Here is a 19,110-nt window from a genome sequence, read left to right as displayed (position 1 = left end):
CTATCCAGCTGAGCTACGGATGCATCAGGGAACTTATTTTACTGCCGATATTGATATCACTATAAAAGCGACATCAAGTAAGAGATGGTGCATCCGGGAGGATTCGAACCTCCGACCGCTCGGTTCGTAGCCGAGTACTCTATCCAGCTGAGCTACGGATGCAAATGGCGGTGAGGCGGGGATTCGAACCCCGGATGCAGCTTTTGACCGCATACTCCCTTAGCAGGGGAGCGCCTTCAGCCTCTCGGCCACCTCACCAACAACGCCTCTTGCGAGTGCTTCGAAGAACTTGTTTCTGCTCATCGTCGCTGCGTGGCGCACATATTACTTTCTGGTACTTATAAGTCAAACAATTTTTCCAGTGCTTTTATCGTTTGCACATTTCACGCGCAATTAGTCTGCAAAAACGGCAAAAAGAGTGTTTTATCAACAGATAAATTGGCGTTTTCTCGGGGGGGCGGGCAAACAGAAAAATTGAGGAAAAGGCAAAAAGTGCAGTGCAGCAGTGAAAACAGCGTGAAATCAGAAGAACAAGATGGGTGTCAGGAGGTAAAGCGAAAAGGAAAAGTAACAGAAACAGGAAAAGAGAGGCGCTAAATCAGGTTGCGCCTCACCAGAAAGGTGAGACGCGAAAACCTTAGTAACTGGACTGCTGGGATTTTTCAGCCTGGATACGCTGGTAGATCTCTTCCCGATGGACAGAAACTTCTTTCGGGGCGTTTACGCCGATGCGTACCTGGTTGCCCTTCACCCCTAAAACTGTCACGGTGACCTCATCGCCAATCATGAGGGTTTCACCAACTCGACGAGTCAGAATCAGCATTCTTTGCTCCTTGAAAGATTAAAAGAGTCGGGTCTCTCTGTATCCCGGCATTATCCATCATATAACGCCAAAAAGTAAGCGATGACAAACACCTAAGTGTAAGCAGTCACGGCATCACATTCTGTTAAACCTAAGTTTAGCCGATATACACAACTTCAACCTGACTTTATCGTTGTCGATAGCGTTGATGCAAACGCTGCAGATTGACCTCCGCAGCGTTGGATTACGCTTATAATTATTACAGTTTTGCGCTGACCCAGCCTTTCACACTGGCTAACGCTGTAGGCAGAGCTGCGGCATCCGTACCACCGGCTTGCGCCATGTCCGGACGACCACCACCCTTACCGCCTACCTGCTGAGCGACCATGCCAATCAGTTCCCCTGCTTTCACACGGTCAGTCACATCCTTAGACACGCCCGCAATCAGAGAAACCTTACCTTCAACTACCGTTGCCAGTACGATAACGGTAGACCCCAGCTGATTTTTCAGATCATCAACCATGGTACGCAGCATTTTAGGTTCAACGTCGGTCAGTTCGCTGACCAGCAGTTTCACGCCGTTGATATCAACCGCTTTACTGGAAAGATTTGCACTCTCCTGCGCGGCGGCCTGTTCCTTCAATTGCTGCAATTCTTTCTCGAGCTGACGCGTACGCTCCAGTACGGAACGCACTTTGTCACCGATATTCTGGCTATCACCTTTCAGCAGATGCGCTATCTCGCTTAAGCGGTCGCTCTCAGCACGCACGGTATTGATAGCACCTTCGCCGGTTACAGCTTCGATACGACGCACACCCGCTGCAGTACCGGACTCAGACACGATGCGGAACAGGCCGATATCACCGGTACGGCTAGCGTGAGTACCACCACACAGTTCGGTAGAGAAATCCCCCATGCTCAGTACGCGCACGTGGTCATCATATTTCTCGCCAAACAGCGCCATTGCGCCTTTGGCTTTCGCCGCGTCGAGATCCATGATGTTAGTTTCAATCGGCAGGTTGCGACGAATTTGCGCATTCACCAGATCTTCAACAGCACGAATTTCAGCTGGTTTCATCGCTTCGGTATGAGAGAAGTCGAAACGCAGAATTTTATCGTTAACCAGTGAGCCTTTCTGTGCCACGTGCGTGCCCAGAACCTGGCGCAGCGCCGCATGCATCAGGTGCGTTGCGGAGTGGTTCAAACGAATACGCGCACGACGCGCTTCATCGACGTCAGCCTGCACGGCATCGCCCACTTTCAGAGAACCCGCAGACAGTTTGCCGATGTGACCAATTGCCTGGCCATATTTTTGCGTATCGCTAACCGCAAACGCAAAGCCCGCACCTTTCAGTTCGCCTTTATCGCCAACCTGACCACCTGATTCCGCATAGAACGGCGTCTGGTCAAGGACGACAACAGCTTCCTGGCCTGCGTTAATTGCGTCTACCGCTTTACCATCTACAAACAGCGCGGTAACTTTACCGTTCAGTTCCAGATGCTCGTAGCCTTTAAATTCAGAGGTACCCTCAACGCGAATCATCGCATTGTAGTCGGCACCAAAACCGCTGGCTTCACGCGCGCGACGACGCTGTTCTTCCATTGCGGCTTCAAAGCCCGCTTCGTCAACCTTGATGTTGCGCTCACGGCAAACGTCTGCCGTCAGGTCAACCGGGAAGCCGTAGGTATCGTACAGGCGGAAGGCGGTTTCGCCATCCAGCGTATCGCCGGACAGTTTTGCCAGTTCTTCATCCAGCAGAGCCAGACCACGCTCCAGCGTGCGGGCAAACTGCTCTTCTTCAGTTTTCAGAACCTGCTCAACCAGTGCCTGCTGACGCTTCAGTTCTTCACCCGCAGAACCCATCACCTCGACCAGCGGCCCCACCAGCTTGTAGAAGAAGGTGTCTTTCGCGCCCAGCATGTTGCCATGACGCACCGCACGACGAATGATACGACGCAGCACATAGCCGCGGTTTTCATTCGACGGCACAACACCATCGGCAATCAGGAACGCGCAGGAACGGATATGGTCGGCAATCACGCGCAGCGATTTGTTGCTCAGATCGGTAGCACCGGTGACTTTCGCCACGGATTCAATCAGCGCGCGGAACAGGTCAATATCGTAGTTGGAGTTAACGTGTTGCAGCACAGCTGCAATACGCTCCAGACCCATACCGGTATCTACGGACGGCTTCGGCAGCGGTTCCATAGTACCGTCAGCCTGACGGTTAAACTGCATGAAGACGATGTTCCAGATCTCAATGTAGCGATCGCCATCTTCTTCTGCGCTTCCCGGAGGGCCACCCCAAATGTGGTCGCCGTGATCGTAGAAAATTTCGGTGCACGGACCGCAAGGACCGGTGTCACCCATCTGCCAGAAGTTGTCGGAGGCATAGGCCGCACCTTTGTTATCACCAATACGGATGATACGTTCGCGCGGAATACCGACTTCTTTCTCCCAGATTTCAAAGGCTTCATCGTCAGTTTCGTAAACGGTTACCCACAGACGCTCTTTCGGCAGGGCAAACCAGTTTTCACCGGTCAGCAGTTCCCATGCATACTGGATGGCGTCGTGTTTGAAGTAATCGCCGAAGCTGAAGTTACCCAGCATTTCGAAGAAAGTATGGTGACGTGCAGTGTAGCCGACGTTTTCCAGATCATTGTGTTTACCGCCCGCACGTACGCAACGCTGCGAAGTGGTTGCGCGGGAATAATTACGCTTGTCGAGACCAAGGAAAACATCCTTGAACTGGTTCATCCCGGCGTTGGTAAACAACAAAGTAGGGTCATTGTTTGGAACCAGGGAGCTGCTGGCAACTACCTGATGTCCTTTACTGTGGAAAAAATCGAGAAACGCCTGACGGATCTCAGCAGTGCTCTTGCTCATAATTATCCTGAAGAAATCAAGCTAACGAAATGTCATCACCAGCACAGGCACGTAAACAGCGCCGCTGGCAATCGAAAAGTGGGAATAAGATAAGTTTTCTTCACGGGGAAGTAAAATCCCGTATGCGCTCAATCGTCAAAATTTCGCCATATTGTCTGAATATCTTCCATCAGATAGCCGCGATAGAGCAAAAAACGCTGGACCTTCACCTTTTCTGCAAAATCCACCGGCAAGGGCTCACCGTATTTTCTGATGGCTTGATCTCGCGCCAACTGCGCCCACTCAATCTCACATTCACGCATCGCGCGTTCGATGGCTTCGCGGGAAATACCTTTCTGTCCCAACTCCTGGCGCACACGTGCGGGGCCATAGCCTTTACGGCTACGACTGGCGATAAATTGCTGAACGAAACGGTCGTCATCCAGGTAGCGGCTTTCTATACACCAGGCAATAACCTTATCGTAATCCTCTGGCGTAGCATCAATTTCTTCCGGTCCATTTTTTCCCATAACCGGGGCAGCCAGTTTCCGTCGCAGTTCCTGCTCACTGTGATCGCGCATGGCAAGTATGCGCACAGCGCGGTCAAGCAGTCGAGAATACGCGGATCGGCGAGACGTTGAATCTGTCATAGTGCACCTTCAGAAATGGAAAAGGGCCGCATCATATGCAGCCCTTTTTATACGATAAAATCAGATTATCAGAAATCTTCGTTCGTTTCTTTTACGCCTTCACTGCTGTCATCAACGGAGAAGTCCGGTTTTGAATCCTGGTTATTGAGCAGTAACTCGCGAACTTTTTTCTCAATTTCTTTTGCGGTAGTCGGGTTTTCTTTCAGCCAGTTGGTTGCGTTCGCTTTACCCTGACCAATTTTTTCACCGTTGTAGCTGTACCATGCGCCGGCTTTTTCAATCAACTTCTCTTTCACGCCCAGGTCAACCAGTTCACCGTAGAAGTTGATGCCTTCACCGTAAAGGATCTGGAATTCGGCCTGTTTAAACGGCGCAGCAATTTTGTTTTTCACGACCTTAACGCGGGTTTCACTACCGACTACGTTATCGCCCTCTTTCACCGCGCCAATACGACGGATGTCCAGACGAACAGAGGCGTAGAATTTCAGTGCGTTACCACCGGTCGTGGTTTCCGGGTTACCGAACATGACGCCAATCTTCATACGGATCTGGTTGATGAAAATCAGCAGCGTATTGGACTGTTTCAGGTTACCCGCCAGTTTACGCATCGCCTGGCTCATCATACGTGCCGCGAGGCCCATGTGAGAGTCACCGATCTCGCCTTCGATTTCCGCCTTCGGCGTCAGCGCGGCAACGGAGTCAACAACGATAACGTCTACGGCACCGGAACGCGCCAGTGCGTCACAGATTTCCAGCGCTTGTTCACCGGTATCTGGCTGAGAACACAGCAGGTTGTCGATATCAACACCAAGCTTACGGGCATAAACAGGGTCAAGCGCGTGTTCTGCATCGATGAACGCACAGGTTTTACCTTCACGCTGTGCGGCAGCAATCACCTGCAGCGTCAGGGTTGTTTTACCGGAGGATTCTGGCCCGTAGATTTCGACGATACGCCCCATCGGCAAACCGCCTGCACCCAATGCGATATCCAGAGAAAGCGAACCGGTGGAGATGGTTTCCACGTCCATGGAACGGTCTTCACCCAGGCGCATGATGGAGCCTTTACCGAATTGCTTTTCGATCTGGCCCAGCGCTGCCGCCAACGCTTTCTGTTTGTTTTCGTCGATAGCCATTAATTACTCCTGTCATGCCACTCTCGGGTTGAACCAAGAATCGTGAAAGATGATGTTCTGTTGACGCAATTATACTGTATGCTCATACAGTATCAAGTATTTTGTAGAAATTGTTGCCACAGGGTCTGTAACGCATAGGCGGTCGCCTGTCTACGCACCGCATCGCGGTCGCCGCTGAAGCATTCCCGGCGCGTGATCCCCTCGCCGCTTACGCTGGCAAAGGCAAACCAGACGGTCCCAACCGGCTTGTCTTCGCTGCCACCGTCCGGCCCGGCAACTCCGCTTATAGAAACGGCGAAATCAGCACGGGCCGCTTTTAGCGCGCCAATGGCCATTTCAACAACCACCGGTTCACTCACCGCGCCATGCTGTGCCAGCGTCGCTTCTCGCACACCAATCATCTGCGACTTGGCTTCGTTACTGTAGGTCACAAATCCGCGCTCAAACCAGGCGGAACTGCCGGCGATATCCGTAATGACTTTCGCTACCCAACCGCCGGTACAGGACTCTGCGGTGGTCATCGTCGCGCCGCGCGCTTTCAATGCCAGCCCTACCTGTTCACTTAACTGCATCAGTTCACTGTCGGTCATTTCAGCCTCTGTCAGTTAAAAAATATGCCGGACAAGATAGCACTTTCAAAACAAATGTGGGGATGAGGAGAGTAATTTACGAGGGGGATTCCGGAAATAGATCCGTCGCGTCAAGAAGATCTGCCGGATGGCGGTGCCAGGCATCCTATCCGGCCTACAAGAGGTTTCCTCCTGTAGGCCGGTTGCGGGTAATTACTGTACGCGCGCCAGCGCTACAGCCTGACCTAATTGCCAGACGGCCATCGCGTAATGCGTGCTGTGGTTGTAGCGGGTAATGGTGTAGAAGTTCGGCAGCCCGTACCAGTATTGGTAACCGGTGCCAATATCCAGACGCAGCAGGCTGGCCTGCTGATGGTTACCCAACGACTGCTGCGGCGTCAGACCTGCAGCCGCAAGCTGAGAAATGCTGTACTGGGTTTTAAACCCGTTTGCCAGCCCTGGCGCCTGGCCATTTGCCGGCACCGCCACCGTATCGCCTTTCACCCAACCGTGACCTTTAAAGTAGTTTGCCACACTGCCTATGGCATCCTCCGGATCCCACAGGTTGATGTGCCCATCGCCATTGAAATCAACCGCATATTCTTTGTAAGAGGACGGCATGAACTGCCCGTAGCCCATTGCACCGGCAAAGGAGCCTTTCAAGTCCAGCGGGTCATCGCTTTCATCTCGAGCCATCAGCAGGAAGGTTTCCAGCTCACCGGAGAAGTATTCCGCCCGACGCGGATAGTTAAACGACAGCGTCGCCAGCGCATCCAGAATACGCGTTTTACCCATCACGCGGCCCCAGCGGGTTTCGACACCGATAATGCCAACAATAATTTCCGGTGGTACGCCGTAGACCTGCCATGCGCGCTTCAACGCATCTTCATGCTGGTTCCAGAACGCCACGCCATTTTGCACGTTATCTGGCGTGATGAACTGCTTGCGATAGCGCAGCCATGCGCCGTTAGGCCCGGCTGGCGGCTGCGTTGTCGGTGCCTGACGGTCCATCAAGCGCAGAACGTAGTCCAGACGTTTGGCCTGCGACAGGATCTCCTGCAACTGCTGACGGTCAAAGCCGTGCTTGCTCACCATTTTATCGATGAACTGTTGCGCATTCGGATTATTGGCGAAGTCGCCGCCCGACAGCATGACGTTGTGTTGCGGCTCAAGCAGGAAGCCGCCAGAAGGCGTACCCGTTGTCGTTTGAGTCTCTGAAGGTTTTGGTTTGCTACTACAGGCAGCAAGCAACACACAAAGGGGAAGTAATGCTACATAACGACGCTTGAACATGAGACATCCATTAAACAGATTCAGCCAGAGAGAAGTATGGTAAAGCATCCACCGCCACACAAGGAAGCGGTAGTCGCGCTCCTTCGCAGAATTTACCGCCCCTTTCACCGTTTACCACCCCATTTGCGATCCCTCACGCAATAACTTTCACAATAAAATATTTATCTTTCATTTTGCGATCAAAATAACACTTTAAAATCTTTCATTGTGATTAAAATAAGCCACGTTCTAGCAAATTCCCAACCCCCTACAGGAGAGAATAATGATCGACACCATCACCCTGGGCGCAGAGTGGTTCATCGGGCTGTTTCAGAAAGGCGGAGAAGTGTTCACCAGCATGGTCACCGGGATTCTTCCGCTGTTAATTAGCCTGCTGGTCATCATGAACGCGCTCATTAACTTTATTGGCCAGCACCGAATTGAACGTTTTGCTCAACGCTGTGCCGGAAACCCGCTGTCTCGCTATCTACTGCTGCCGTGCATCGGCACCTTTGTTTTTTGTAATCCGATGACGTTGAGTCTGGGCCGGTTTATGCCCGAGAAGTACAAACCCAGTTACTACGCGGCAGCCTCTTATAGCTGCCACTCAATGAACGGGCTGTTTCCACACATCAATCCCGGCGAACTGTTTGTCTATCTTGGGATCGCCAGCGGCCTGACCACGCTTGGCCTGCCGCTCGGTCCACTCGCGGTGAGCTATCTGCTGGTTGGCCTGGTGACAAACTTCTTCCGCGGCTGGGTGACCGACCTCACCACCTCCATCTTCGAAAAGAAAATGGGCATTCAACTTGAGCAGAAAGTCCATCTGGCGGGAGCGACATCATGAGGCGTATTCGTATTGAAAGAGGTACCGGTGGCTGGGGTGGCCCGCTTGAACTGGACGCACCCCCCGGTAAGAAAATTGTCTATATCACCGCAGGAACACGCCCGGCGATTGTCGACAAGCTGGCGCAATTAACCGGTTGGCAGGCTATTGATGGCTTTAAAGAGGGCGAGCCTGCAGAAGACGAAATCGGCGCAGCCATCATCGACTGCGGCGGCACGCTACGCTGCGGTATTTACCCGAAACGCCGGATTCCGACAATTAACATTCATTCCACCGGGAAGTCCGGCCCACTGGCGCAGTACATTACCGAAGATATTTATGTCTCCGGCGTCAAAGAAGACAACATTACCGCAGTCGGTGAAGCCGCCGCGACGCCACCACCGGCAGGCACCACGGCGGGTCGCGACTACGACACCAGTAAAAAGATCACTGAACAGAGCGATGGCCTGCTGGCGAAAGTCGGCATGGGCATGGGTTCCGCCGTGGCGGTATTGTTCCAGTCCGGGCGAGACACGATTGATACCGTACTGAAAACCATTCTGCCGTTTATGGCATTCGTCTCGGCGTTGATCGGCATCATCATGGCCTCCGGTCTGGGTGACTGGATCGCCCACGGCCTGGCGCCGCTGGCCAGCCATCCGCTGGGGCTCGTGACGTTGGCATTAATCTGTTCCTTCCCGCTGCTGTCGCCATTCCTCGGCCCAGGCGCGGTGATCGCTCAGGTTATCGGCGTATTGATTGGTGTGCAGATTGGTCTGGGTAACATCCCTCCACATCTGGCGCTGCCTGCGCTATTCGCGATTAATGCCCAGGCCGCCTGTGACTTCATCCCTGTGGGATTATCACTGGCAGAAGCCCGTCAGGACACCGTGCGCGTCGGCGTGCCGTCCGTACTGGTAAGCCGCTTCCTGACCGGCGCGCCTACCGTTCTCATCGCCTGGTTTGTTTCCGGCTTTATTTATCAATAAGAGGCGCTCAAAGATGACCGTGATCTATCAAACCACCATCACCCGCATTGGCCAGAGCGCACCGGATGCACTCTGTGACCAGATGCTGATTACCTTTCGTGAAGGCGCGCCTGCGGATATCGAAGAGTTTTGTTTCATCCACTGCCACGGCGAGCTAAATGGCGTTCTGCAGGCGGGTATTCAGTTTGAGCTGGGCCAGCATCGCTACCCAGTCACCGCCGTGGGTAGTGTGGCAGAAATGAACTTGCGTGAACTGGGGCATATCACCCTGCGCTTCGACGGACAGAGTGAAGCGGAATTTCCTGGCACCGTACACGTTGCGGGGCCGGTACCGGACGCCATCGCGCCGGGCTGTATTTTGAAGTTTGTTGCTTAAGCGTAAAGGAGAGAAAAATGAATCAAGTTGCCGTTGTCATTGGTGGAGGCCAGACCCTGGGGGCATTCCTTTGCCGTGGGCTTGCGACAGAGGGATACCGCGTTGCGGTGGTCGATATTCAAAGCGATAAAGCCGCAAACGTGGCGCAGGAAATTAATGCCGAGTTTGGTGAGGGTACCGCTTACGGCTTTGGTGCCGACGCCACCAGCGAACAAAGCGTGCTGGCGCTATCACGCGGGGTAGATGAGATATTCGGTCGCGCCGACCTGCTGGTTTACAGTGCCGGTATCGCCAAAGCGGCGTTTATCAGCGACTTTGAGCTTGGAGATTTCGACCGCTCGCTGCAGGTGAATCTGGTCGGTTATTTCCTCTGTGCACGTGAATTCTCACGCCTGATGATCCGCGACGGCGTGCAGGGGCGCATTATCCAGATCAACTCAAAATCCGGCAAAGTGGGCAGCAAACACAACTCAGGTTACAGCGCAGCAAAATTCGGCGGCGTGGGATTAACCCAGTCACTGGCGCTGGATCTCGCGGAATACGGGATTACCGTGCATTCCTTGATGCTCGGTAATCTGTTGAAATCACCGATGTTCCAGTCGTTGTTACCACAGTATGCCACCAAGCTTGGCCTCAAACCGGATGAAGTGGAGCAGTACTATGTGGATAAGGTCCCACTCAAGCGCGGCTGCGATTATCAGGACGTGCTGAACATGTTGCTGTTTTACGCCAGCCCGAAAGCGTCTTACTGCACCGGACAATCGATTAACGTCACCGGCGGTCAGGTGATGTTCTAATGTTGAATTGCCGGATGGCGGTTTCACCTTATCCGACCTACGCCCTCCCTGTAGGCCGGGTAAGCGTAGCGCCACCCGGCATATAATCAAGGAGCAATAACATGGTTTCCGCACTGATTACCGTCGCCGCCATCGCCTGGTGCCTACAGCTAGCGCTGGGCGGCTGGCAAATATCCCGCTTTAATCGCGCGTTCGACAAGCTTTGTCAGCAGGGTCGGGTCGGCGTCGGGCGTTCCGGCGGACGTTTTAAACCGCGCGTTGTGGTTGCTATCGCTCTGGATGAGCAACAGCGGGTAACTGATACGTTATTTATGAAAGGTCTTACCGTATTCGCCAGACCAGGCAAAATTGCCCCGATAATGGGCAAACATCTTGATGAATTACAGCCTGATGTGATCTTTCCCCATGATCCTCTCTCCCAAAATGCACTATCATTGGCGCTTAAACTGAAACATGGATAATTTCGTTATGAATGCTATTAGCTTGCGAAATTATCATTTTGCAACCTACACCCTAAATAATTCGAGTTGCAGGACAAAACGCCTCGGCTGTTTTGAACAGCGCTTGCGCTGGCCCCGAAGGGGTGAGGCCGTAAGGCCGAATAAAGCCTACGCACATGCAGCTTGAAGTATGACGGGTATATACATAAGTCAGGGTAATCACGCCTATGAAACCTCGTCAGCGTCAGGCTGCCATACTGGAGCACCTGCAAAAGCAGGGAAAATGCTCGGTTGAAGAACTGGCCCACTACTTTGACACAACCGGCACGACCATTCGCAAAGACCTGGTCACTCTGGAAAATGCCGGCACCGTCATTCGCACCTATGGCGGCGTAGTATTAAACAAAGACGAATCTGACCCGCCCATCGATCACAAAACGCTTATCAACACGCATAAAAAAGCGCAAATTGCCGAAGCCGCCGTGCGTTTTATTCACGACGGCGACTCAATCATTCTCGACGCAGGCAGCACCGTTTTGCAGATGGTGCCGATGCTCACCCGCTTTAGTAACATCACCGTGATGACCAACAGCCTGCACATTGTTAACGCCCTTTCGGAACTGGACAACGAGCAAACTATCCTGATGCCCGGCGGGACATTTCGCAAAAAATCGGCGTCATTTCACGGACAGCTGGCAGAAAATGCCTTCGAGCAGTTCAGTTTTGATAAACTCTTCATGGGGACCGACGGCATCGATCTGAATGCGGGTGTGACCACCTTTAATGAGGTCTATACCGTCAGCAAGGCGATGTGCAATGCCGCTCGCGAAGTGATTCTGATGGCGGACTCGTCGAAATTCGGGCGCAAAAGCCCCAATGTGGTATGCAGTCTGGAAAGCGTCGACAAGCTGATTACTGATGCGGGCATCGACCCTGTATTTCGTCAGGCGCTGGAAGCAAAAGGGATAGAAGTGATCATAACCGGAGAAACCAATGAGTGATGCACTACTGAACGCGGGCCGTCAGACGTTAATGCTGGAACTCCAGGAAGCCAGCCGACTGCCAGAGCGCCTTGGCGATGACTTTGTTCGTGCCGCCAATACTATCATCCACTGCGAAGGCAAAGTGATTGTCTCCGGAATTGGTAAGTCTGGCCATATTGGCAAAAAAATCGCCGCGACCCTCGCCAGCACCGGCACCCCGGCATTCTTCGTGCATCCAGCGGAAGCACTGCACGGCGACTTAGGCATGATTGAAAGCCGCGATGTGATGCTCTTCATCTCCTACTCCGGCGGCGCGAAAGAGTTGGATCTCATCATTCCGCGTCTGGAAGACAAATCCGTCGCGCTGCTGGCGATGACCGGAAAACCCACCTCGCCATTAGGTCTGGCCGCCAAAGCCGTACTGGATATTTCGGTTGAACGTGAAGCCTGTCCGATGCGTCTGGCACCCACCTCCAGCACCGTCAACACACTGATGATGGGCGATGCGCTGGCAATTGCCGTCATGCAAGCGCGCGGTTTTAACGAAGAGGATTTTGCGCGTTCTCATCCAGCCGGAGCACTGGGCGCTCGTCTGTTAAACAAGGTGCACCACCTGATGCGTCGCGACGACGCCGTACCGCAGGTGACGCTTACTACCAGCGTTATGGACGCCATGCTGGAACTGAGCCGCACCGGTCTGGGTCTGGTGGCGGTCTGCGACGAGCAGTCTCTGGTGAAAGGTGTCTTTACCGACGGTGACCTGCGTCGCTGGCTGGTTGGTGGCGGCGCACTCAGCACGGAAGTACGCGAAGCGATGACCCCGAATGGCGTCACGCTGCAGGCACAAAGCCGCGCGATTGACGCCAAAGAGGTTCTGATGAAGCGCAAAATCACTGCCGCACCGGTGGTGGATGAAAACGGCAAACTCACCGGCGCAATTAACCTGCAGGATTTTTATCAGGCGGGCATTCTCTAATCCTTCAGTCCCAGACGCTTCGCCAGCCGATGCAGGTTGGCGACGTCGGTTTCCAGCGCCCGCGCGCTTGCCGCCCAGCTATGGTTATTCTGCGCCAGCGCCCGGCGGATCATCTCCCGCTGAAAAGACTCCGTGGCTTCGCGCAGATTGTGATTCTGCGGGATCTCCGCCATGACGTCGGCTTCAGCCTGCGGCGTATGCGCCTCTTCCTGTAAGGCAAAGTGCTGCGGCTCCAGCACCACTTCATCCCCTGCCCTTGTTGCCCTGGCCAGCACCACCGCACGATGAATAGCATGTTCCAGCTCACGCACGTTACCCGGCCAACCGTAGCTCAGCAGATGGCGACGCGCACCAGGGCTTAGCACCACACGGGAAAGTCCCAGCCGCAGCCGGCACTGTTCGCAAAAATAACCCGCCAGCAAAACCACATCTTCACCGCGCTCACGCAGCGGTGGCACCGAAAGGGGAAAGACGCTCAGACGGTGGAACAGGTCGGCGCGGAAATTCCCGGCCAGCACCTCTTCGCGTAAATCACGGTTGGTGGCTGCCAGCACGCGAACATCCACCCGCAAGCTGCGATCGTCACCCACTCGCTGAATATCACCGTACTGCAACACGCGCAGCAGCTTGGCCTGCAACGCCAGTGACAGTTCGCCAATCTCGTCCAGGAACAGCGTGCCGTTGTCCGCCATTTCAAACTTGCCGCTACGGTTGCTGATTGCCCCGGTAAAGGCGCCTTTCACATGGCCAAACAGTTCGCTTTCCGCGACGCTTTCTGGCAACGCGGCACAGTTGAGATACACCAGCGGATTCACCGCACGCGGAGAGCCTTCATGAATTGCTTTCGCCACCAGCTCTTTCCCGGTTCCCGTTTCGCCGCTGATTAAGACGTTAAGATCGGAGCCTGCCACAATTTCAATCTCTTTTTTCAGCTGCATCATATTAGGCGACAGGCCTATCATCTGCGTTTCCGTCACCTGTTCGAAAGCGGTGGACGAACCCGGCAGCATATTCTGGCTTTCCAGCTGTTCAATCAGCAGCGCATTGCTCAGCGCCCCCGCCGCCAGTGCGGCAATCAACCTAAGCTCTTCATCGCTGAAGACATCGAACTGATCTGGCTCCATACCATCCAGCGTCAGCGCGCCAATCAAATTTTGTCCGGCAAACAGCGGCAGCCCAATGCAGGCATGGACCTTCAGGCTTTCCTGGCCGGGGATCAGCCCATCGTACGGATCGGGCAAATCGCTGTCGGCTGGAAAACGCACCACGTCCCCGGCGCGGGCAATCGCTTCCAGACGCGGATGCCCCTCCAGCGTAAAACGTCTGCCGAGAACATCCTGCGCCAGCCCGTCGATCGCCAGCGGAATAAACTGTCGTGACTCATAGCGCAGCAGCGCCGACGCATCACACTCCAGCACCTGACGCAGCGTCGTGATCAGGCGTTGAAAACGATCCTGATGCCCAATACCGCTTTGTAATTCAATGGCGATACCCGCCAGCACATCAACGGAAAAACTCATGGCTACCTCATTGTCATTTTGACAATGCATATTGTCATATTGACAACAAAAAGCATAGTCATTTTGACAGCTCATTTAGAGAGGTAAAACATTAAACTGTTATAAATCAATTAAGTAAAAAGTTGGCACGCAACCTGCAATAAGCAAAACATCTTTTTTAGAAACACGCTAAATTAATTACTGAGGTTGCTATGTCTATTCTGGTTAAAAATAACATTCATTGGGTTGGCCAACGTGACTGGGAAGTTCGTGATTTCCACGGGACCGAATACAAAACGCTGCGCGGTAGCAGCTACAACAGCTATCTTATCCGTGAAGAAAAAAATGTCCTGATCGATACAGTAGACCACAAGTTTAGCCGTGAATTCGTGCAGAATCTGCGCAATGAAATTGACCTGGCAGATATTGACTACATCATCATTAACCATGCAGAAGAAGACCACGCCGGTGCGCTGACCGAGCTGATGTCCTGCATCCCGGACACGCCGATTTACTGCACCGCTAACGCTATTGACTCCATCACCGGCCACCACCATCACCCGGAATGGAACTTCAACGTGGTAAAAACCGGTGACTCACTGGATATCGGTAATGGCAAACAGCTGATCTTCGTTGAAACCCCGATGCTGCACTGGCCGGACAGCATGATGACTTACATGACCGGTGACGCCGTGCTGTTCAGTAACGATGCTTTTGGTCAGCACTACTGTGACGAACGTCTGTTCAACGACGAAGTAGATCAGACTGAACTGTTCGAACAGTGCCAGCGCTACTACGCCAACATCCTGACACCGTTCAGCCGCCTGGTTACGCCAAAAATCACTGAAATCCTCGGCTTCAATCTGCCGGTTGACATGATTGCCACCTCTCACGGTGTGGTATGGCGCGACAACCCAACGCAGATCGTTGAGATGTACCTGAAATGGGCGGCGGATTATCAGGAAGACCGCATCACCATTTTCTACGACACCATGTCCAATAACACCCGTATGATGGCCGACGCCATTGCCCAGGGCATCAACGAAGTTGACCCGAACGTGGCAGTGAAAATCTTTAACGTCGCCCGCAGCGATAAAAACGAAGTCCTGACGAACGTCTTCCGCTCTAAAGGCGTGCTGGTCGGCACCTCCACGATGAACAACGTGATGATGCCGAAGATCGCCGGTCTGGTCGAAGAGATGACCGGCCTGCGTTTTCGCAATAAACGCGCCAGCGCCTTCGGCTCACACGGCTGGAGCGGCGGTGCGGTAGACCGTCTGTCCACGCGTCTGCAGGATGCCGGTTTTGAAATGTCCCTGAGCCTGAAAGCCAAATGGCGCCCGGATCTGGATGCGCTGGAACTGTGCCGTCAGCACGGTCGTGAAATTGCACGTCAGTGGGCGCTCGCTCCACTGCCGGAAACCAGCGTCAAAGCCGCAACCAAAGAGGAAGAGTGCGCCTGTGCCGCCGCCGCGGCCGCTGACCTTGGACCTTGCATGCAGTGCAGCGTTTGCCAGTGGATCTACGATCCAGAGAAAGGCGAGCCGCTGCAGGATGTCGCACCGGGTACACCGTGGAGCGACGTGCCGGAAAACTTCCTGTGCCCGGAATGTTCATTAGGCAAAGACGTCTTCGACGTACTGGCTACGGAGGCAAAATGAGCCGCGGAATTGTCATTATTGGTTCGGGCTTCGCCGCCCGCCAGTTAGTCAAAAATATCCGTAAGCAGGATGCGACTGTCCCGCTGACCCTGATTGCCGCTGACAGCATCGATGAGTACAACAAGCCCGATCTCAGCCATGTTATCAGCCAGGCACAGCGTGCCGACGACCTCACCCGCCAGTCGGCGGGGGAGTTTGCCGAACAGTTTAATTTGCGCCTGTTCCCGCACACCTGGGTGACCGACATCGATGCCGATGCTCACGTAGTGAAAAGCCAGGACAAGCAGTGGCAGTATGACAAGCTGGTGCTGGCTACGGGGGCATCAGCCTTTGTACCGCCGGTGACCGGACGTGAGTTAATGCTCACACTGAACAGCCAGCAGGAGTATCGCGCCTGTGAAACGCAACTGCGCGATGCGCAGCGAGTCCTGATTGTTGGCGGTGGTTTGATTGGCAGCGAGCTGGCGATGGATTTCTGCCGTGCCGGTAAAGCGGTGACGCTTATCGATAACGCCGCCAGCATTCTGGCCTCGTTAATGCCGCCAGAAGTCAGCAGCCGTTTACAGCATCGTCTGACCGATATGGGCGTACACCTGCTGCTGAAATCACAGTTGCAGAGTCTGGAGAAAACCAGTACCGGTATCCGTGCCACGCTCGATCGTAACCGCAGTGTAGACGTTGATGCGGTAATTGCCGCAACCGGTCTGCGTGCAGAAACCGCGCTGGCGCGTCGCGCCGGGTTAACCATCAATCGCGGCGTTTGCGTTGACAGCTATCTGCAAACCAGCCACCCGGATATTTACGCCCTCGGTGACTGCGCAGAAATTAATGGTCAGGTCCTGCCGTTCCTGCAGCCGATTCAGCTCAGCGCGATGTATCTGGCGAAAAACCTGCTCGGCGGCAATGCCCCGCTGAAGCTGCCAGCCATGCTGGTAAAAATCAAAACGCCGGAGCTGCCATTACACCTGGCAGGGGAAACCCAGCGTCGCGATCTGAACTGGCATATTGCGGCTGAAGCAGAAGGTATGGTCGCCAGAGGAATGAACAGCGAAGGCCAACTGTGTGCCTTCGTGGTGAGCGAAGATCGTATGAAGGAGGCCTTCGCGCTGCTGAAAACACTGCCCGTGTAAACAATGTTGTGCCATTGCTTGTTTTATTAACCTCACGCACACGGATGTGCGTTGCCACTTGTCGGTATGCCCCGACTTGCTTTTCTTGCCCCGCCAGTCCCGGGGCTTTTTTTATTTCTACGGCAATGCCCGCGCCGCGGCAATCACGCCCTGCCCCAGCGACAATCCTCCATCCCCAGCCGGTAAACGCTGCGGGAACAGTAACGTAAAGTCATGCAGATAAAACGCCAGACGGGCTGACAGTAAACGGTTATGCATCACGCCCCCGCTAAATACCAGCGTCGTAATACCGCGTAACTGTGCCTGTTGGCGCATCAGCGTGGCAAACCCACGCGCCAGCGCATCGTGGAAAGCCCAGGCGCGTTCAGGGGGAGTCGCCTGCCAGTTCAGCCACTGCTGCCAGAAAACCGCCAAATCCAACTGGTTGTTGTTAAGCGGTATGGTGACCGGGTGTTCAACGCCTGCACATTGTGACGCTAACGCCTCCAGCGCACAGGCGGCCTCGCCTTCATAGCTCAGGGATTGTGGTGCGCACTGCAGTGCGGCGGCAACGGCATCAAACAAGCGTCCACACGATGATGCCAACGGCGCGTTGATCCCACGCTCGATGGCACGAGCCAGTACGCTCCAGTTTTGCTGCTGCACAAACGCTGTTTCCGGATAACGCTGCCAGTCAGGCACAAAGCGCAGACACTGCGCCAGCAGATTGCGCCACGGCTGTTTTGCCGCCAGATCGCCTCCCACCAGCGCCACCGCGGGCAAGCCACCCAGGTATTCGCATTCGCGATAATTCACCCTTAGGCACTCGCCACCCCACAGCGCACCGTTTTCGCCCATGCCGATACCGTCCAGCGTCAGGGCAATGACATCGCCACCGTTCAACGGCCAGCCGTGCTCAGCCAGGCAGGCAGCAGCATGCGCATGATGGTGCAGCACCGTTTCAATTGGCAACGTCATCTCACGGGCCCACTGGCTGGAAACGTAGCCAGGATGCGCGTCGCAGACGATACGCTGCGGGGTAAAATCATAAATGTTCTGGATCAGATGCAGCGCATCGCGCCACTGATGCTGAATGCCGTCATCGCTCAGATCGCCCAGATGCTGACTAATCACCGCCTGTTCCCCCCGGATCAGACAGAACGTATTTTTCAGATCAGCGCCTAAGCACAGCATCGGCGGCACGTCGCGAAAACCTGGCGGCAGCGCCACGGCATCCGGCACGTAGCCTCGGGAGCGACGCAACATCTCCCCGCTTTCTCGCACCACGGAGTCATCCATGCGCTGCACAATCTCGCGGTTATGCAGCAAAAAGCCGTCGGCAATGTCGTGCAAATCGTCCAGCGCCTGCGCATTAGTAATGGCTGGCGGTCTGCCGCTAAGGTTGCCGGAGGTCATCACCAGCGGCCCCTTCATCTCCTGCAACAGCAAATGCTGTAACGGGTTGGCAGGCAGCATGACGCCGACCTCGGTAAGTCCTGGCGCAATCCCTTCGCACAGTGAAACCACATACTGTTTATTGACCAACACGATGGGGGCAGCGGGCGTAGTCAGCAAACGCCGTGCCGCTTCTGGCAGTCCGTCATCCCCCGGCAGCATTACCGCCAGCGGTTTAGCCGGGCGATGTTTACGCCGACGGAGTAGCGCCACAGCAGCGTCGTTGCGCGCATCACAGACCAGATGAAATCCACCAATGCCTTTAACCGCCACAATGCCACCGGCTTTCAACCGCGTAACCGCCGCCTGTAACGCCGGTTCTTTTTCCGCTCGCTCGTCTGCGCTTATCCACGCCAGATGCGGGCCACACGCTGGGCAGGCGACAGGCTGGGCATGAAAACGACGATCATACGGATCGCGATATTCAGCATCGCATTGTGGGCACAACGGGAATGAAGCCATGACGGTAAACGGACGGTCATACGGCATTGCGCGAATAATGGTGAAGCGCGGGCCGCAGTGGGTACAGTTGATAAAAGGGTAACGATAACGGCGTTCACCGGGGGTGTTCATTTCAGCAAGACATTCAGGGCAAGTTGCGGCGTCCGGTACGATCTGCGTATTCATCGTTCCGCCAGCGCTTTGGCGGATGGAGAAATCTGCAGGTCGTTGTTGCCAGACAAACGGCGCACTCTCGACGCTATCAA

General features: G+C 54.5%; 17 protein-coding genes and 2 tRNA genes. 9 read left to right on the top strand and 10 right to left on the bottom strand.

Annotated elements, in window-relative coordinates:
• Window positions 1-85: 85 nt before the first annotated feature.
• From FDX01_RS09350 to mltB, 8 genes are all read right to left on the bottom strand, one after another.
• Window positions 86-162: transfer RNA gene (locus FDX01_RS09350), tRNA-Arg, on the bottom strand.
• A 3-nt stretch (window positions 163-165) separates the two neighbouring features.
• A tRNA-Ser gene (locus FDX01_RS09345) sits at window positions 166-258 on the bottom strand.
• Window positions 259-637: 379 nt separating this feature from the next.
• Complete coding sequence (gene csrA, locus FDX01_RS09340) at window positions 638-823, bottom strand: carbon storage regulator CsrA (RefSeq protein ID WP_000906486.1); 186 nt, start codon at window positions 821-823, stop codon at window positions 638-640.
• A 238-nt stretch (window positions 824-1,061) separates the two neighbouring features.
• Window positions 1,062-3,689 carry an alanine--tRNA ligase gene (alaS, locus tag FDX01_RS09335; protein WP_115257640.1) on the bottom strand — a complete coding sequence of 876 codons (2,628 nt, stop codon included), beginning with the start codon at window positions 3,687-3,689 and terminating at the stop codon, window positions 1,062-1,064.
• A 128-nt stretch (window positions 3,690-3,817) separates the two neighbouring features.
• Window positions 3,818-4,318, bottom strand: a complete 501-nt coding sequence (gene recX / locus FDX01_RS09330) for a recombination regulator RecX (protein ID WP_115257639.1) — start codon at window positions 4,316-4,318, stop codon at window positions 3,818-3,820.
• Between the two features lie 68 nt (window positions 4,319-4,386).
• Window positions 4,387-5,451, bottom strand: coding sequence for a recombinase RecA (gene recA / locus FDX01_RS09325; RefSeq protein ID WP_115257638.1), 1,065 nt, complete (start codon window positions 5,449-5,451; stop codon window positions 4,387-4,389).
• A gap of 92 nt (window positions 5,452-5,543) precedes the next feature.
• Window positions 5,544-6,041: a nicotinamide-nucleotide amidase gene (gene pncC, locus FDX01_RS09320; RefSeq protein ID WP_096755986.1), complete on the bottom strand. Its 498-nt coding sequence runs from the start codon at window positions 6,039-6,041 to the stop codon at window positions 5,544-5,546.
• A gap of 192 nt (window positions 6,042-6,233) precedes the next feature.
• A complete protein-coding gene (mltB, locus tag FDX01_RS09315; protein WP_096755985.1) occupies window positions 6,234-7,313 on the bottom strand; it encodes a lytic murein transglycosylase B in 1,080 nt (359 codons plus the stop codon).
• Between the two features lie 262 nt (window positions 7,314-7,575).
• Between mltB and srlA the strand changes: the two genes are divergently transcribed.
• The 7 genes from srlA (at window position 7,576) to gutQ (ending at window position 12,679) form a co-directional block, all read left to right on the top strand.
• Complete coding sequence (gene srlA, locus FDX01_RS09310; protein WP_137399672.1) at window positions 7,576-8,139, top strand: PTS glucitol/sorbitol transporter subunit IIC; 564 nt, start codon at window positions 7,576-7,578, stop codon at window positions 8,137-8,139.
• Window positions 8,136-9,107 (top strand): PTS glucitol/sorbitol transporter subunit IIB, encoded by a 972-nt coding sequence (locus FDX01_RS09305; protein ID WP_137399671.1) that lies wholly within the window; start codon window positions 8,136-8,138, stop codon window positions 9,105-9,107. The genes srlA and FDX01_RS09305 overlap by 4 nt, the downstream gene beginning before the upstream one ends.
• Window positions 9,108-9,120: 13 nt before the next feature.
• Window positions 9,121-9,483 carry a PTS glucitol/sorbitol transporter subunit IIA gene (gene srlB, locus FDX01_RS09300; protein WP_096755982.1) on the top strand — a complete coding sequence of 121 codons (363 nt, stop codon included), beginning with the start codon at window positions 9,121-9,123 and terminating at the stop codon, window positions 9,481-9,483.
• A gap of 17 nt (window positions 9,484-9,500) precedes the next feature.
• On the top strand, window positions 9,501-10,280 hold the full coding sequence (gene srlD / locus FDX01_RS09295) for a sorbitol-6-phosphate dehydrogenase (RefSeq protein WP_115257636.1): 780 nt from the start codon (window positions 9,501-9,503) through the stop codon (window positions 10,278-10,280).
• A 101-nt stretch (window positions 10,281-10,381) separates the two neighbouring features.
• Window positions 10,382-10,741, top strand: a complete 360-nt coding sequence (gutM, locus tag FDX01_RS09290) for a transcriptional regulator GutM (RefSeq protein ID WP_115257635.1) — start codon at window positions 10,382-10,384, stop codon at window positions 10,739-10,741.
• A 206-nt stretch (window positions 10,742-10,947) separates the two neighbouring features.
• On the top strand, window positions 10,948-11,721 hold the full coding sequence (locus tag FDX01_RS09285; RefSeq protein WP_117343186.1) for a DNA-binding transcriptional repressor: 774 nt from the start codon (window positions 10,948-10,950) through the stop codon (window positions 11,719-11,721).
• A complete protein-coding gene (gene gutQ, locus FDX01_RS09280; RefSeq protein WP_096755978.1) occupies window positions 11,714-12,679 on the top strand; it encodes an arabinose-5-phosphate isomerase GutQ in 966 nt (321 codons plus the stop codon). The genes FDX01_RS09285 and gutQ overlap by 8 nt, the downstream gene beginning before the upstream one ends.
• On the opposite strand, the gene norR is transcribed toward gutQ, so the two are convergent.
• Window positions 12,676-14,199 carry a nitric oxide reductase transcriptional regulator NorR gene (gene norR / locus FDX01_RS09275; RefSeq protein ID WP_096755977.1) on the bottom strand — a complete coding sequence of 508 codons (1,524 nt, stop codon included), beginning with the start codon at window positions 14,197-14,199 and terminating at the stop codon, window positions 12,676-12,678. The genes gutQ and norR overlap by 4 nt on opposite strands.
• A gap of 191 nt (window positions 14,200-14,390) precedes the next feature.
• Between norR and norV the strand changes: the two genes are divergently transcribed.
• On the top strand, window positions 14,391-15,839 hold the full coding sequence (gene norV, locus FDX01_RS09270; protein ID WP_096755976.1) for an anaerobic nitric oxide reductase flavorubredoxin: 1,449 nt from the start codon (window positions 14,391-14,393) through the stop codon (window positions 15,837-15,839).
• The gene (gene norW / locus FDX01_RS09265; protein WP_096755975.1) at window positions 15,836-16,969 is read left to right on the top strand and encodes an NADH:flavorubredoxin reductase NorW; all 1,134 of its coding nucleotides are present in this window, start codon (window positions 15,836-15,838) and stop codon (window positions 16,967-16,969) included. Before norV ends, norW begins: the two co-directional genes overlap by 4 nt.
• Window positions 16,970-17,086: 117 nt before the next feature.
• Here norW and hypF read toward each other — a convergent pair.
• On the bottom strand, window positions 17,087-19,110 hold a 2,024-nt coding region (hypF, locus tag FDX01_RS09260; protein ID WP_249360928.1), incomplete at its 5' end, for a carbamoyltransferase HypF.

The organism is Citrobacter sp. wls613, assembly GCF_005281195.1.
Taxonomy (GTDB): Bacteria; Pseudomonadota; Gammaproteobacteria; order Enterobacterales; family Enterobacteriaceae; genus Citrobacter; species Citrobacter gillenii.
This window is presented reverse-complemented; position numbering and strand designations above follow the sequence as displayed.

Coding starts and splice junctions, on each gene's coding strand:
- srlB (WP_096755982.1), top strand. CDS start 9,121: ATGACCGTGATCTATCAAACCACCATCACCCGCATTGGCCAGAGCGCA.
- srlD (WP_115257636.1), top strand. CDS start 9,501: ATGAATCAAGTTGCCGTTGTCATTGGTGGAGGCCAGACCCTGGGGGCA.
- pncC (WP_096755986.1), bottom strand. CDS start 6,041: ATGACCGACAGTGAACTGATGCAGTTAAGTGAACAGGTAGGGCTGGCA.
- alaS (WP_115257640.1), bottom strand. CDS start 3,689: ATGAGCAAGAGCACTGCTGAGATCCGTCAGGCGTTTCTCGATTTTTTC.
- mltB (WP_096755985.1), bottom strand. CDS start 7,313: ATGTTCAAGCGTCGTTATGTAGCATTACTTCCCCTTTGTGTGTTGCTT.
- FDX01_RS09285 (WP_117343186.1), top strand. CDS start 10,948: ATGAAACCTCGTCAGCGTCAGGCTGCCATACTGGAGCACCTGCAAAAG.
- recX (WP_115257639.1), bottom strand. CDS start 4,318: ATGACAGATTCAACGTCTCGCCGATCCGCGTATTCTCGACTGCTTGAC.
- norV (WP_096755976.1), top strand. CDS start 14,391: ATGTCTATTCTGGTTAAAAATAACATTCATTGGGTTGGCCAACGTGAC.
- srlA (WP_137399672.1), top strand. CDS start 7,576: ATGATCGACACCATCACCCTGGGCGCAGAGTGGTTCATCGGGCTGTTT.
- norW (WP_096755975.1), top strand. CDS start 15,836: ATGAGCCGCGGAATTGTCATTATTGGTTCGGGCTTCGCCGCCCGCCAG.
- recA (WP_115257638.1), bottom strand. CDS start 5,451: ATGGCTATCGACGAAAACAAACAGAAAGCGTTGGCGGCAGCGCTGGGC.
- norR (WP_096755977.1), bottom strand. CDS start 14,199: ATGAGTTTTTCCGTTGATGTGCTGGCGGGTATCGCCATTGAATTACAA.
- gutQ (WP_096755978.1), top strand. CDS start 11,714: ATGAGTGATGCACTACTGAACGCGGGCCGTCAGACGTTAATGCTGGAA.
- FDX01_RS09305 (WP_137399671.1), top strand. CDS start 8,136: ATGAGGCGTATTCGTATTGAAAGAGGTACCGGTGGCTGGGGTGGCCCG.
- csrA (WP_000906486.1), bottom strand. CDS start 823: ATGCTGATTCTGACTCGTCGAGTTGGTGAAACCCTCATGATTGGCGAT.
- gutM (WP_115257635.1), top strand. CDS start 10,382: ATGGTTTCCGCACTGATTACCGTCGCCGCCATCGCCTGGTGCCTACAG.